Below are 13,936 nucleotides of genomic sequence, written 5' to 3' on the forward strand. Positions count from 1 at the left end.
GTCTCTCATGAGGCCTTTTTTCTTTTTAATAAAAACTGTAAATGGTGGAAAGGTATTGTAAGATAAGGGAAAGCATACATACCACAACATAACGGAGGTTTTTTCATGTACAACCATCCTTACCGGCCGCAGTTTCATTTTTCGCCAAAGGAAAAGTGGATGAATGATCCGAACGGTCTTGTGTATTACAACGGGGAATATCATTTGTTTTATCAATATCATCCGGAAAGCACGGTGTGGGGTCCGATGCACTGGGGTCATGCGGTGAGCCCTGACCTTATCCACTGGGAGGAGCTCCCCGTGGCGTTATATCCGGATGAACTCGGCATGATTTTTTCCGGATGTGCCGTTGTTGACCGTGACAATACGAGCGGATTAAAAGAAGGGGAAGAAGATGTCCTGGTTGCCTTTTACACCCAGCACGAGGAAAACAACGAGAAACAAAGCCTGGCCTACAGCCATGACAGGGGGCGGACTTGGATTAAATATGACCAGAATCCGGTTATTGCCAATCCCGGACTGAAGGACTTTCGTGATCCAAAAGTATTTTGGAGCCAGGAAAACGCCAAATGGATCATGTGCCTGGCCGCGGGTGACGAGATTCAATTTTACGAGTCATCCAATTTGATCAACTGGGAGTACATGTCGTCATTTGGACAAGGTTTTGGTGCCCACGGCGGAGTTTGGGAATGCCCTGACCTGTTTCAACTGAAGGTGGACGGCACCGGCACGAAAAAGTGGGTGCTGATCGTGAGCATCAATCCCGGGGGGCCAAATGGCGGATCGGCAACCCAGTATTTTGTCGGCGAGTTTGACGGCAAAGCTTTCCACCCAGATGAGGGACCGGCCGATATTCGCTGGGCAGATGGCGGAAAGGATTTTTATGCGGCGGTTTCCTGGAGCAATACGGAAGTAGAGCGCAAAATCTGGATCGGCTGGATGAGCAACTGGCAGTATGCCAATGAAGTGCCTACAGATCCGTGGAGAAGCGCGATGTCCTTGCCGAGGGAGCTTGGCTTGAAAATGACCGAGAGCGGTTGGTGCTTGACCCAAAAAGTCGTTAAAGAGTTTGACATTATAAAGGAAGAAAAGTTAAACACGTATGAAAATGTGGTTGTAAAAGATGAGCAGCCGTTTGTGTTTCCAAGCAAGGACGAGCTGTTTGAATTAAAGCTCAAACCAAAAAGTATAGACCCTGATACGAAGGAATGGGGCATTGTTCTTCGAAAAGGTGAAAAAACCGAAACATGTGTAACCTACAGCCGGGTAAACCGGCAGTGGAGTGTGGACCGCCGCAGAAGTGGAACGATTGATTTTTCCGAGCATTTTCCGAGCCTCGATGCGGCGGTGGCTACCCGCCAGCACACCGATCACCATGTTCAGCTGATTTTGGATGCCTGTTCGCTGGAACTCTTTGCTGCTGATGGGGAGTTAATGATGACAGAGCTTCTTTTTCCGTTTGATGAAGACTTTACCATGCAGCTTTATTCTGTTGGCGGAGAAGTTGCCTTTGAAGAAGTGAAGCTCACCCGCTTGAAATCCATTTGGAATCCAAAAGCCTAAATGAAAAGCCCATCCTTGAAAAGAAGAGGATGGGCTTTTTCTGATCAAAGGGTTTTATGAAAAAATGACGTCATACGCAGCTAAACGTTATCGAACCGCAACTAAATCACACAACCGTTCCTGAATGCCCATTTTTAATCCTGTTTCACCGGATACTTCAACGCATTTTTCTTGATCTTGTCCCGAATGATCTGTTCTACATCCAGATCCAGCTTGTCTGCGAGCTGCAGGGAATAAATCATAACATCAGCAAGCTCTTCCTTAATGTTTTCCAGGTTTTCATCGACGGCTTCCTGGCTCTCCTTCCATTGGAAATTCTCGAGAAGTTCAGAAGCCTCCAGCGTTATGGAGAGAGCAAGGTCTTTGGCATGATGGTACGGCCCCCAGTTTCGCTCGTCCCGGAATTTCCGGATTTCTTCAATTAAATGATTCATGGCAAAATAAGCTCTCCTTTACGAATTAATGATTTCTTTTAAGATAAGTATTATAATGACAGAATGTGATGAGGAAATATAGGATCACCATAAAATTTGTGGATGAATTGGGTGAATGGATTGAGTATAAACGCTCGTTTGAAAATAAAGTCTTCTGATAAGGGGATCAAAGGCGGATCACCGCTGATTAATAGCAATGCCGTGTCTTATGTCGATGCCGGTCTTGCTGAAGGCACGATTATTGAAGTGGTGGATGAAAAGGGCAAGTTTATCGGAAAAGGATACTACGGGAAGCAGAACAAAGGGCTGGGATGGATTTTAACCCGTAGTGCCAATGAAAAAATCAATCAGTCTTTTTTTGAAAAGAAAATAAAAGCTGCATTTGAGAGCCGGCAAAGGTTCTTTGACGATCCGAACACTACAGCTTTTCGGGTGTTTAACGGAGAAGGAGACGGAATCGGCGGTCTGACCATCGATTATTTTGACGGTTATTATGTTATCAACTGGTACAGCGAGGGCATCTATCAATTTAAAGGAGAGGTTCTTCAATCGTTACAGATGGTGGCAGATTATAAAGGAGTTTATGAAAAGAAGCGGTTTGCTGAAAAGGGATCATACATTGAAGACGATGATTTTGTTGCAGGTGAGCGGGCACAGTTTCCGCTCATTGTGAAGGAAAATGGGATTCATTTTGCGACCTATTTAAATGAGAGCGCCATGGTTGGTGTGTTCCTTGATCAGCGGGACGTCAGGAAGGCGATCCGGGATAAGTACGCCAATGGCAAAAAAGTACTGAACACATTCTCTTATACGGGTGCTTTTTCTGTAGCGGCGGCTTTGGGCGGAGCAGAGAAAACAACGAGCGTGGATCTGGCCAACCGCAGCCGAAGCAAAACACAGGAACAGTTCACCATTAACGGACTGGATTATGAAGCGCACGACATTATTGTGGAGGATGTCTTCCACTATTTTAAATACGCCGTAAGGAAAAAGCTACTGTTTGATCTGGTCATTCTGGATCCGCCAAGCTTTGCGCGTTCGAAAAAGCATACCTTCAGCGCCGGGAAGGACTATCCGGCGTTGCTTGAACAGGCCATTGCGATTACCGAAAAAAATGGTGTGATCGTTGCTTCTTCCAACTGCAGTACATTTGATATGAAGAAGTTTAAAGGTTTCATTGAAAAAGCATTCCGTCAAACCGGAGGTAAGTATAAGATTTTGGAAGAACATACCCTGCCGGAAGACTTCAAGACCATCAAAGAGTTCAAAGAAGGAGATTACCTGAAGGTCGTCATCCTGAAAAAATTATCATAAAGGGGAGCATCTGCCGCCAACGGCAGGTGCTTTTTTATTGCAAAAGTGAAAGAGAGCTACTTGACTGGCTTTCTCATTTCCTTTACTCTTAAGAAGAGAAATTTGAATATTTTGTTAACTGGATTCAAATCATCTTCTGGCAAGGAACAGCGAACCTGTCACCTGCTTAAAAGGTCTTTTGTAAGCGTTTTAAAAACCGGTTAGGGATACCATAGCGAACCTGTGATTCTGCTGCCGCTGCATTCTTCGTCCTTATAGTGGATAAAAACTATAAGGAGAGTTTGTGGCGGCTTTTTAATTTTACATAAAAGGGAGAGGGTTAGGAATGAGCAAGGTCAAAAGTCGATGGCTGATCGCGCTTTCGGGAGTAGGCATTCACATCTCGATCGGATCAGTGTATGCATGGAGCAATTTTACCAATCCATTAATGGAAAAGTTCAACTGGAGTGCGAGTGAAGTTCAATTGACCTTCAGTCTGGCTATTCTGTTTCTTGGGTTATCCGCTGCCTTTTTGGGGCATTTTGTTGAAAAATACGGGCCAAGGAAATCGGGATTGCTTGCTGCGGTGTTCTTCGGAGCAGGTGTGGCGGGTTCCGGTTTTGCCGTGCAAATGGAGTCACTGCCCTTATTGTATGTTTTTTACGGCATGCTTGGCGGAATCGGGCTTGGGGTCGGCTATATCGCGCCGGTTTCTACACTTGTTAAATGGTTCCCTGACCGGCGGGGGCTGGCGACGGGTCTTGCCATCATGGGCTTTGGCTTTGCTGCCGCCATCAGCTCTCCGATCATGGACAGCCTGATCAAATCGGTCGGCATCGCCAATACCTTTTACATTTTGGGGGTCTCTTATTTTGTTGTTATGCTGGCGTCGTCTCTCTATCTGGAAAAGCCGTCAGAAGGCTGGATGCCCAAAGGATTTCAGGAAAAGGTGGACAGCGGGAAAACGACGATACGCAAGGATTTGTCCCAGCTGACCGCCAATCAGGCTGTGAAGACTAAACGATTCTATTATCTATGGCTCATGCTGTTCATCAATGTAACATGCGGGATCGCAATTCTGTCAGCGGCCAAACCTCTCGCTGAGGAAAGCATTGGCCTGTCGACGGCAGAGGCGGCAGCTCTTGTCGGTGTGCTCGGACTTTTTAATGGATTTGGCCGGATTGGGTGGGCTTCGGTTTCGGATTACATCGGAAGAACAAACACATATACCACGTTTTTTGTGCTTCAAACGGTTCTGTTCTTTCTGCTTCCAAACATTACAACAGCCATTGTTTTTCAGATCATGCTCGCCATCATCTATACGTGCTATGGTGGAGGTTTTGCTTCCATTCCTGCCTACATCGGCGATCTTTTTGGAACCAAACAGCTTGGCGCCATTCATGGGTACATCTTAACCGCCTGGGCGGCGGCTGGTCTCGCCGGACCGCTTTTTGCAGCATGGGTGAAGGATACAACCGGAAGTTATGCTGAAAGTTTGACCTTCTTTGCGGCCCTGTTTATCGTGGCTTTGATTGTCACATTCCTCGCCCGGATGGATATCCGCCGTCTTGAGAAGGAAAATACCACCGGTGAACAGTTGCAAGCCCAGAATTTCTGATTTATACTTTTTATAGCAGAATGTATAAATAAAGGTTGTCGTTTATGAATAATTATGAAGCAGAGTTTAGTAATCTGGTAAGAGCTTTTCGTAAGCGCCATATGGGCAAGGGCCCCCGGCAGATCAAAACGACCTTTTGCAAAAACTGGGCGATTTGCGAGATGGAAGGCAATCTTTCTCCAGTCGAAAAGTTTATTTCAGGATACAGTGAGGGCAAGCAGATGCTCCGCTCCGCTCGGACCGAAATGGTGAAGGACATGTACAAAAAGAATCATCCCGTCGAGATGGAAGAATTGCTCGGAGCAAAGTTTGTGGATCTTTTTGTAGATATCGATATAGAAAAAGACTTTGGAATGTCGATTTTCGTTTTTGATGAAAACCTGGAAGAAAAACTAGCTAAAAAATAACAGCCCTTAGTGTTGGCACTTGGCAGCGATCCTGTTAAAGACTACCACCGCGGTTTCCGATTTTTTTAACACACAATCGGGCTCCCGGTGGTTTTTGTTTTGTTTAAATAAAAAAAGAAAAGGGGCAGAAATCATGGGAAAAACGAAGCATCAAGGACCAATCAAGCTACCAAAAACACCAGATCCGAAAAACTGGGTCAGCCCTGTACCGTTCGGCCTGGGCAAAATAAAGCCCGGTCATATCCGCGATACGATGAAGGTCGCCTGGGAAAACCGGGATAATCTGTCGTATGCCGGCAAAATTCTGACACAAGGGGTTTGCGACGGATGTGCTCTCGGAGTTTCCGGTCTGTATGATCAAACGCTCGCCGGTCCGCATGTATGCACAACGCGATTGAACGTGTTGCGCTTGAACACAATGCCGGCCATGAAAAAAGAAATTCTTCATGCGGACATAGATGAGCTTCGAAAGTATTCCAGCGCGGAACTGAGAAAGCTTGGCCGCATTCCGTATCCGCTGATCCGCAGGAAAGGTGAGCGTAAGTTTTCCCGTCTGACATGGGACGAAGCGCTGAACCTGATTGCAGACAAAATGAAGAAGCTTGATCCCAAGCAGGTCTCGTTCTTTCTGACGTCAAGGGGGATTACGAACGAATCGTACTATGTGGCTGCCAAAGTGGCCCGGTACCTTGGTGTGAACAATATTGATAATGCTTCACGCATTTGCCATTCTCCGTCCAAAACAGCTCTAAAGCGATCCATTGGTGCAGGGGCTTCCACCTGTAACTACCAGGATTGGATCGGATCCGATGTTATTGTATTCTGGGGATCGGTCGCGGCGAATAACCAGCCGGTTTCCACCAAATACATGTATGCCGCCAAACGTAAAGGAACAAAGATCATCTGCATCAATCCATACCGGGAACCTTCCATGGAAAAATACTGGATTCCGTCCATTGCTGAGTCTGCGCTTTTTGGCACAAAGCTGGCGGATGACTTCTACCAGGTTAATATCGGGGGAGATATTGCTTTCATGCATGGCATCATGAAGCATTGGTTTGAAATGGAGGAAAAACAGCACGGATCCGCGATTGATCATTCGTTTGTGAAAAACCATGTCAACAACTATGAGGAGTTAAAGACGAAGGTCCAGCAGCAGAGCTGGGCAGAAATTGAAGCCTCATCCGGAGTAAGCAAAGAGCGCATCCTGGAACTTGCTTTGCTTTTGGCAAAAAGTAAATCCGGCGTGTTTGTCTGGTCCCTTGGTTTAACCATGCATACCTTTGCGTCCGACAACATCTCCCAGGTGGCAAACCTTGCGTTGCTGCGCGGATTTCTGGGCCGCAAGCATTGCGGACTGATGCCAATTCGTGGCCATTCCAGTGTTCAGGGAAGCGGTGAGATGGGGGCCGATCCATTCGTGCTGCCCGGCGGTGATTTTGAACCGAACAACATCGAACGCATTGAAAAACTGTGGGGCTTCACGATTCCGAAATGGCAGGGAGACGTTCTTGGAGTGTCTCTTGAAAACAGTTTATTGCCTGAGGACCATGAACGGAAAATTAAAATGTACTATCTGTCGGGAGGCAACTTCCTTGAAACGATGCCAGATCCCGATTTTGTTGAGCGGGCGTTATCATCGCTGGAACTGCGGGTTCATCAGGATATCATCTATAATACGTCCACGCTTGTGGATGCGAAGCAAGCTGTCATTGTGCTTCCGGCCAAAACTCGTTATGAACAGGAAGACGGGGGAACCTCAACTTCAACTGAACGCATGGTGTACTTTTCACCTGAAATTAAAGGAAACCAGCAACAGGTGGCGGAAGCACGTGCCGAGTGGAAAATCTATGTTGATCTGGCCAAGCGGGTGAAACCACAGCGATCTCATCTGATTGATTTTAAAAGCGGACAGCAAATTCGCGAAGAAATTGCCCTGGCCAATCCCAATTACGACGGAATCCAGTATTTAAAAGAACGGGGTGATGTGTTCCAGTGGGGCGGTGCATGGCTTTGCGAGGACGGGATCTGTCCTACACCGGATGGTAAAGGGAATTTGATTCCGGTTGATATACCGGATTTGAAAAAGGGTAAAGATACGTATTATGTGACAACGAGAAGAGGTAAGCAGTTCAATTCAATGGTCTATCATGAAAGTGATCCGTTCAACGGGGCCGGGAGATATGATGTCCTCATGAATCGGAACGATGCGAAGGAATTGTCCATTCATGAAGGAGAAACCATTGTGGTGTATAATCAGCATGGTGTCTTCCAGGGCCGTGCCAAATTTATTGATATTGCGAGAGGGAATCTGGAGGTTCATTTTCCAGAAGGAAACTTCCTTCTTCCGAAAGGTGTATATGAGAAATATGCCAAGATTCCAAGCTATAATGTAGCCGTCAAGGTGGAAAAAGCGGAGCGTTTTAACGCCCGCAAAGATATAAAGTACCTGGAAAAACCGGTCCCGGACCTGGAAACGGAGATCAGCTAAAAGGAGAAGTATATGAAAGACAACGTCATGAAGAACATAAGCATTATTAAATACAATGATGGCTCATTCCATGCGACAGAAGATACTGTGGCAACAGAATATGCACTGACCATCCATGTAAATGGAGAAGAATTTGCAACCATGGTCTGTACACCAACTTATCTTCGGGACCTTGTCACCGGTTTTCTTGCATCGGAGGGGGTGATTCGTTTTCCGAGAGAAATTGAATCGCTATCCATTGATGAAGACCGCGGGTTTGCCTATGTGCAGCTGGAGAACAAGGCGCCAGTGACCAATCAGCTGCATTCAAAACGGTTTATCGGATCATGCTGCGGAAAAAGCCGGCAGTTCTATTTTCAGAGCGATGTAAAAAATGCTAAAACGATCGTAACCAAATCAACGATTGAAGTGGAGCAATGCATCAAGCTGATGGAAGCAATGCAGGAATCCTCCGATGATTTTCACTCAACAGGCGGGCTGCATAACGCTGCGCTTTGTACAAATGAGGAGCTGCTGATTTCCCGGTCGGATATCGGCCGTCACAATGCGCTTGATAAAATTTACGGATATTGCCTTGAAAACAAGATTACCCTTTCCGATAAGGTGATTGCCTTCAGCGGCCGGATCTCTTCCGAAGTTTTACTGAAGGTTTCGAAAATCGGCGCCGGCATTATATTGTCCAAATCTGCACCGACTACGCTGGCACTGGAGCTTGCAAATGATCTCGGGATTACCGCAGTCGGTTTTATCCGCGGAACCCGGCTCAATGTGTACACCCATCCTGAACGAATAAAATAAAAAGGAGCGAATCGAAGAGATTCGCTCTTTTTTATGCCGTGATATATTTAATCATTTGTTTGATAGCACCCAAATGGTAGGCTGAGTGCGCAATACATCCCAGAGCTTCATCTGCATTGGTTTCATCCCAGTGGAGGGCGGAATCAAGGGTCTGCACTAACCGTGTGTATTCATCTCTTAATTCTTTTTGGATTTCCTTCCACCGGTCCTCGTCAACGGAAGCGATCATCCAGCTCTGTTTCCAGTCCATCTCAGGCATCTTGCCTGTTTTCAAAAATTCAATCGTTCCCCACATTTGATATCGGACATGATCGGCATGGGCAGCCAGGTTTGTACCATGAATGGACAGGGAAACTTGTTCTGCCGACAGCCGGGAGAGTGCAGCTAATATTCCCGAATCCGGCTCAGTGTTCGTAAACCAGCTTACGTTTGACGGAAAAGGCGGCCCTTCAAAGGCTTCCGATATCATCTTTTTTGTTGAACGTAAAAAAAGATCACTCATGCTTTTTCCTCCTAGTTTTGATGACATTGGTTAAAAAAAAGCGAAATACAATAAAGGCTGAAACGGCAACAAGATTGGACATTACAGCGCTCCTGTTTGGAAATATATAGTTGTTTTGTTCCATTTATGACGGTCAGGTAAACGCCTAAAACAGTTATTGTTGATCCTGGAAGACTTTATTATCAAAACGAACCTGTTTATTTTCAATTTGTCGAATATTGGGGAAGAGTTAGTTGAGCCAATTTTTTTCATTTGAACAGGCCTTTTGCTACGATTATAAGGAGTACAAACTTATCTTAGAAGGAGTTGAGCAACACATGGCACAGAAAACGAAACTTGGAAAAACAGACTTATTGGTAAACCCGATCGGACTGGGAACAAATGCCGTTGGAGGACATAATCTGTATCCTGACTTGAATGAACAGGCAGGAAAGGATCTGGTAAAACGGGCATTGGAGATCGGCATCAACTTTTTAGATACCGCCTTTATTTACGGACCTGAGCGTTCGGAGGAATTGGTCGGGGAAGTCATAAAAGAAACAGGAAGCCGCGATCAAGCCGTGATCGCAACCAAAGGGGCGCACAAGTTTGTTGGTAAAGACGTCGTGTTCGACAACTCGCCAGCCTTCTTAAAAGATGCGGTGGAAGGAAGCTTGAAACGGCTTCAAACGGATTATATTGATTTGTTCTATATTCATTTTCCTGATGAAGAAACACCAAAGGATGAAGCAGTCGGAGCATTAAAAGAACTGAAAGACCAAGGAAAAATCCGTGCAATCGGGGTTTCAAACTTTTCGATGGAACAGCTGAAACAGGCAAATAAGGACGGTTACGTCGACGTGTTTCAAGGGGAGTACAACCTGTTGCAGCGCGATGCGGAGAAGGAATTGCTTCCGTATTTAGAGGAAAAGGGAATTTCCTTTGTTCCATACTTTCCACTGGCCTCCGGACTCCTTGCCGGTAAATACAGTAAAGACATGAAGTTTGATGATCTGCGCAAGGACATGCCTCATTTTCAGGGCGAAAACTTCGTTAAAAATCTGGAAAAAGTGGACCAGCTTCGCGGTATTGCCGAAGCCAAGGGAGTTGAAGTGGCTCACGTTGTTCTTGCATGGTATCTTAAACAGCCGGCAATCGACTCCATTATTCCAGGAGCCAAACGAGCCGATCAGGTCAGCAACAACCTGAAAACATTGGAAGTTCGTCTCACCGATCAGGAAGTTCAGGAAATCAGCAGGATTTTTTCTTAATTTCTTAAACTCTTGAAGAAAACTCCAAATGGGTGGATAATGTGATGGATATGGTGCTGTGAACGATAATAAGCATTTAAGAAAAGGTGAAATCATGTATCTGACTCTAAAGGAAACGGCGGAATTTCTGGATCTGCCTGAAACGTATATTGAGAGCTTGATTCAACAGAAAAAAATTCGTGCCTTTCATGACGGCAATGAATATCTCATCAATAAGGAGCAATTCAATACCCATCTTGAACAGATGGAAAAGTACAAAACGCTTGTTGAGGAGTATATGAATGAACCGATTCCGGAAGATTGGGACGCGAAGGACGAAGATTAAACATGAAAGAAGCAGACGATCGCCTGGATCGTCTGCTTCTTTCTTTTAGTTGATGATGGCTGAAGTTCCCATTAGAGATTCGGGAGACCGTCCAATCGCCAGCAAACTGATTTTTGCATAACCAGCATTGTTAAACTTGCTGATCATTTCGCGAAGGGTATCAATGTTTTCGTCTGCAGTAAGCTTTTCGAGCTCACTTTTATAAAGACGAACAACAGATTCCTGACAAAATTCAGGAGCGTATCGGCGGCAATCTTCGTTCATGATCAATGCACCCATGTATTGATATTTAAACTGAAGAGCACGAGTCAAATTGATGATATGCACCCATTTTTCATACAAATCAGGGCACGACCGTTCAATGTTTTCAAGTTCTTCTTTCGCTGCTTTTAACTCATTATGGCTGACAAGGGTAATCATACTAATGCACCTTCTTGTTGCCAAGGCTTACGCAATGAAATAACCTCGGCTAATTCTTTGCTGCGCGCTCTGCGGACTTTACGCATTTCGGCCCGGTCTGCGGCTGTTTCAAACAAGAATTTTTCTTCTTCTGTTTCAGGGATGACGGCAGGTACTTCAACCGGACGTTTGTCTTCTCCCAAAGCCACGAAGGTTAAGAATGCTGTAGCGGCAATTCTTCGTTCTCCTGTAAGAATATCTTCAGCAATAACTTTACAGAAGATTTCCATTGAGCTTTTTCCTGTGTAGGATACGAAAGATTCAATACATACTGAATCCGTTTGATGAATCGGATGCAGGAAGTCGATGGAGTCGGTGGAAGCTGTAACACAGGTTTTCACACGGGCATGGCGGCGTGCAGAAAGTGATGCAGCAGCATCAAGCTTTTTCATAAGTACTCCGCCGAACAATGTATTGTAGTTATTTAAATCACCAGCTAATACCTGGTCTGTATTAATAATGCGGCTTTCGCTTGTTTTTTTAGCGTTCAAAACAATCATTTCCTTTCATGATTAACGTACTGGTTTAAGGGACGCTTGTTGTGTTTCTTGCGTTTCCCTCTTACAGTTTCCTAGTGTACGCCTCCAAGAAAAGGAAGTAAAATTGTTATTTTTTATCGTTTGCATAGATGGGCTCTATGTAAATGCTTTCAGGTATAAAGAATGGGCATAGAAAAATCTTGGCAAAATGCGGCATTCCCCTACAGGGAAAACCGCCTTTTATTGATTACTCAAGCTCCGCGAGCTGTTCTTTCGCATAATTGAGCCACTCTTTGGCAGCGAACGATAAGTATTGGTCCTTGTTCCATATGAGAGCCAAATGCCAGCTGATCGTCGGATTGACAACTTTAATGACCCGCACTTCATCGTTCAGATGGCGGCAAATGCTTTCGGGCAACAGAGAAACGCCAAGCTTGCAGATAACCATTTCTTCAATAAAGGACCATTGTGAGCTTTCGGATGTGATATGCGGATTAAATCCCGCCTGGTTGCAGGATGATATGATCCGGTCATGAAGCACGAAGTCCTTGTTGAACAAAATAAAGGGCTCCTCGCTGAGTTCGCTCAAATCAATTTCATCACGGTCTGCCAGCTCGTGTTCCGGATGGATGATCAGTCTAAGGTCTTCCTCTTTAAACGCAAAGTACTGAAAGAGTTCATTGTTGGTAGGAAGCACAATTACGCCAATATCAAGCTGATGGTTGGCAACATCCTCTTCGATCCGTTTTGATCCATCCTCCATAAGTTCGAACGTGATATTCGGATATTGATCATGAAAGCTGCCGATCAATTTGGGAAAGAGTCTTGGATCCAGAATCGGAGGCAGACCGATGCGAATGTGCCCCTTTTTTAATCCAAGGAGGTTATCCAGTTCCATTTCCAGATTGTTAAACGCTTTATCGACGAGTACAGCCTGTTCAAAAATCGTCCGTCCGGCGTCCGTGAGGGTCAGTCCTTTTCGCGATCGGTCAAAAAGTACGACACCGAGCTCATCTTCCAGGTTTTTAATCATTTTGCTGATCGTCGGCTGGGTGATAAAAAGAGCGTCAGCTGCCCGTGTAAAGCTATTGTATTTTGCTACTTCTATAAAGTACTGTAGTTGTTTAATATCCACGAATGCACCTGCTTGATTTTTTTTGTAGTGTATCACGATTGAGGAATAAAAACCAAAACCGGGCCTTTCTCATACAATGTGTTAGGAAATCAGGCGAAGGCAGGGGATGGAAATGTACAGACAGCGACAGGTCGTCGATATGAAAAAGGGGAATGTCATCGGCGGCAACTCCATCGATACCGTTTATATTACTGCTGAAAAAACACAGGACAGCCCATTTTGGGTCAATATCATGGTGGTTGTGCAGGATGGAAGGACCAATCAATATTCACAAATACCGCTCAAGCAAAACCAGGGATATCAACCTACGCTTTTTCTTAGGGACTTTACCGGAGACAGGGTAGATGACATCATGGTGGTCATGGATACAGGAGGAAGCGGCGGCATGATCAATGCCTATATGGTTGCCTACAGGGACAGACAGTTCAGGCCGTTGTTTGACTCAGATGTCTTTAATGACCGCTTCAAATACCGGGTCTTTTACCTCGACTATTACCAAGCCCAGGTAAACAGCTACAACACGAACCAGAAATTTATTATCGATCTAACCACCAGGGGCAAGGAGTACTTGTCTGAGGTTTATTATCCCAATGGCAAGTTGAAAAAAACCATCCAAGGATTTGTTTCTGGACTTTCAGGTCTTTATCCTGTTGATTTTGACCGAAATGGCGCATACGAATTACTGGCTTACCAGAACATTGCAGGCCAGTATAACGCCGACCGGCTCGGTTATGTGCAGACCACAATGAAATGGGGTGGCCGGGTGTTTACGCCAGAAGTGCAGAATGTTGCGATCTTTGGCGGGGAAATTTCTTAATTCATCCGTAGCAGCGTTGAATAAAAGCGTGTTTTATACGTTAGGATATAGACTTCAATTCGTAATTTAGATACACCAGGATGAGTGAAAATCCATTAAATTTTCAAAACATATTGACTTTCCTCTCTCCGCCGATTAAAGTAATAACTATATTTTTAACTAACTCAATATTCAATCTCTTATCAAGAGTGGCAGAGGGACTGGCCCTATGACGCCCGGCAACCGTTCCATTTATGGAATTGGTGCTAAATCCTGCAAAACAGCTATGCTGTTTTGAAAGATGAGAGAGGACGAATCCTGTATGCATATGCGATGAAACCTCTCTTTTCCGGAGAGGTTTTTTTATGTGCCTGGACTTAAGTCCC

The 13,936-nt window shown here is 45.2% G+C and carries 14 protein-coding genes and 1 riboswitch; of the genes, 9 read left to right on the forward strand and 5 right to left on the reverse strand.

The genetic code is table 11. The features are described 5' to 3' along the window. Positions 1-105 precede the first annotated feature (105 nt). Positions 106-1,563, forward strand: coding sequence for a glycoside hydrolase family 32 protein (locus BLT53_RS25655; RefSeq protein ID WP_170834425.1), 1,458 nt, complete (start codon positions 106-108; stop codon positions 1,561-1,563). A gap of 134 nt (positions 1,564-1,697) precedes the next feature. On the opposite strand, the gene BLT53_RS18495 is transcribed toward BLT53_RS25655, so the two are convergent. Next, positions 1,698-1,997 carry a nucleotide pyrophosphohydrolase gene (locus BLT53_RS18495; protein WP_090237283.1) on the reverse strand — a complete coding sequence of 100 codons (300 nt, stop codon included), beginning with the start codon at positions 1,995-1,997 and terminating at the stop codon, positions 1,698-1,700. 120 nt (positions 1,998-2,117) lie between these two features. On the opposite strand from BLT53_RS18495, the gene BLT53_RS18500 reads away from it, so the two are divergent. From BLT53_RS18500 to fdhD, 5 genes are all read left to right on the forward strand, one after another. Then, on the forward strand, positions 2,118-3,311 hold the full coding sequence (locus BLT53_RS18500; RefSeq protein ID WP_425284714.1) for a class I SAM-dependent rRNA methyltransferase: 1,194 nt from the start codon (positions 2,118-2,120) through the stop codon (positions 3,309-3,311). Between the two features lie 325 nt (positions 3,312-3,636). After that, positions 3,637-4,908, forward strand: coding sequence for an L-lactate MFS transporter (locus tag BLT53_RS18505; protein WP_090237286.1), 1,272 nt, complete (start codon positions 3,637-3,639; stop codon positions 4,906-4,908). Between the two features lie 44 nt (positions 4,909-4,952). After that, complete coding sequence (locus BLT53_RS18510; protein ID WP_090237288.1) at positions 4,953-5,315, forward strand: Na-translocating system protein MpsC family protein; 363 nt, start codon at positions 4,953-4,955, stop codon at positions 5,313-5,315. Positions 5,316-5,448: 133 nt separating this feature from the next. Next, on the forward strand, positions 5,449-7,806 hold the full coding sequence (locus BLT53_RS18515; protein ID WP_090237289.1) for an FdhF/YdeP family oxidoreductase: 2,358 nt from the start codon (positions 5,449-5,451) through the stop codon (positions 7,804-7,806). A 12-nt stretch (positions 7,807-7,818) separates the two neighbouring features. Then, entirely contained in the window at positions 7,819-8,604 is a 786-nt protein-coding gene (gene fdhD / locus BLT53_RS18520) for a formate dehydrogenase accessory sulfurtransferase FdhD (RefSeq protein ID WP_090237291.1), read from the forward strand. Positions 8,605-8,635: 31 nt separating this feature from the next. Here the strand turns inward: fdhD and BLT53_RS18525 are convergent, their stop codons facing one another. Continuing rightward, the gene (locus tag BLT53_RS18525; RefSeq protein WP_090237293.1) at positions 8,636-9,106 is read right to left on the reverse strand and encodes a hypothetical protein; all 471 of its coding nucleotides are present in this window, start codon (positions 9,104-9,106) and stop codon (positions 8,636-8,638) included. Between the two features lie 317 nt (positions 9,107-9,423). Here BLT53_RS18525 and BLT53_RS18530 point away from each other — a divergent pair, with 317 nt between their 5' ends. Together BLT53_RS18530 and BLT53_RS18535 are read left to right on the forward strand one after the other, a co-directional pair. Continuing rightward, positions 9,424-10,356, forward strand: a complete 933-nt coding sequence (locus BLT53_RS18530) for an aldo/keto reductase (protein ID WP_090237557.1) — start codon at positions 9,424-9,426, stop codon at positions 10,354-10,356. Between the two features lie 94 nt (positions 10,357-10,450). After that, positions 10,451-10,681, forward strand: coding sequence for an excisionase family DNA-binding protein (locus BLT53_RS18535; RefSeq protein WP_090237559.1), 231 nt, complete (start codon positions 10,451-10,453; stop codon positions 10,679-10,681). A gap of 45 nt (positions 10,682-10,726) precedes the next feature. On the opposite strand, the gene BLT53_RS18540 is transcribed toward BLT53_RS18535, so the two are convergent. The 3 genes from BLT53_RS18540 to cidR form a co-directional block, all read right to left on the reverse strand. Further along, a complete protein-coding gene (locus tag BLT53_RS18540) occupies positions 10,727-11,101 on the reverse strand; it encodes a hypothetical protein (protein WP_090237295.1) in 375 nt (124 codons plus the stop codon). Next, positions 11,098-11,631, reverse strand: coding sequence for an acyl-CoA thioesterase (locus tag BLT53_RS18545; RefSeq protein WP_164988916.1), 534 nt, complete (start codon positions 11,629-11,631; stop codon positions 11,098-11,100). Before BLT53_RS18545 ends, BLT53_RS18540 begins: the two co-directional genes overlap by 4 nt. Before the next feature lie 235 nt (positions 11,632-11,866). Beyond that, positions 11,867-12,754 carry a cidABC operon transcriptional activator CidR gene (gene cidR / locus BLT53_RS18550; protein ID WP_090237296.1) on the reverse strand — a complete coding sequence of 296 codons (888 nt, stop codon included), beginning with the start codon at positions 12,752-12,754 and terminating at the stop codon, positions 11,867-11,869. 112 nt (positions 12,755-12,866) lie between these two features. Here cidR and BLT53_RS18555 point away from each other — a divergent pair, with 112 nt between their 5' ends. Further along, the gene (locus BLT53_RS18555) at positions 12,867-13,571 is read left to right on the forward strand and encodes a hypothetical protein (RefSeq protein WP_090237298.1); all 705 of its coding nucleotides are present in this window, start codon (positions 12,867-12,869) and stop codon (positions 13,569-13,571) included. A 176-nt stretch (positions 13,572-13,747) separates the two neighbouring features. After that, positions 13,748-13,858: riboswitch (SAM riboswitch) on the forward strand. Positions 13,859-13,936 lie beyond the last annotated feature (78 nt).

Source organism: Fictibacillus solisalsi, from assembly GCF_900103485.1.
Taxonomy (GTDB): domain Bacteria; phylum Bacillota; class Bacilli; order Bacillales; family Fictibacillaceae; genus Fictibacillus_C; species Fictibacillus_C solisalsi.

Bases quoted from the DNA above. Each gene is read 5' to 3' on its own strand.
- BLT53_RS25655 (WP_170834425.1), top strand. From the start codon at position 106: ATGTACAACCATCCTTACCGGCCGCAGTTTCATTTTTCGCCAAAGGAA.
- BLT53_RS18530 (WP_090237557.1), top strand. From the start codon at position 9,424: ATGGCACAGAAAACGAAACTTGGAAAAACAGACTTATTGGTAAACCCG.
- BLT53_RS18555 (WP_090237298.1), top strand. From the start codon at position 12,867: ATGTACAGACAGCGACAGGTCGTCGATATGAAAAAGGGGAATGTCATC.
- BLT53_RS18505 (WP_090237286.1), top strand. From the start codon at position 3,637: ATGAGCAAGGTCAAAAGTCGATGGCTGATCGCGCTTTCGGGAGTAGGC.
- BLT53_RS18495 (WP_090237283.1), bottom strand. From the start codon at position 1,997: ATGAATCATTTAATTGAAGAAATCCGGAAATTCCGGGACGAGCGAAAC.
- BLT53_RS18525 (WP_090237293.1), bottom strand. From the start codon at position 9,106: ATGAGTGATCTTTTTTTACGTTCAACAAAAAAGATGATATCGGAAGCC.
- BLT53_RS18535 (WP_090237559.1), top strand. From the start codon at position 10,451: ATGTATCTGACTCTAAAGGAAACGGCGGAATTTCTGGATCTGCCTGAA.
- BLT53_RS18515 (WP_090237289.1), top strand. From the start codon at position 5,449: ATGGGAAAAACGAAGCATCAAGGACCAATCAAGCTACCAAAAACACCA.
- BLT53_RS18540 (WP_090237295.1), bottom strand. From the start codon at position 11,101: ATGATTACCCTTGTCAGCCATAATGAGTTAAAAGCAGCGAAAGAAGAA.
- BLT53_RS18510 (WP_090237288.1), top strand. From the start codon at position 4,953: ATGAATAATTATGAAGCAGAGTTTAGTAATCTGGTAAGAGCTTTTCGT.
- fdhD (WP_090237291.1), top strand. From the start codon at position 7,819: ATGAAAGACAACGTCATGAAGAACATAAGCATTATTAAATACAATGAT.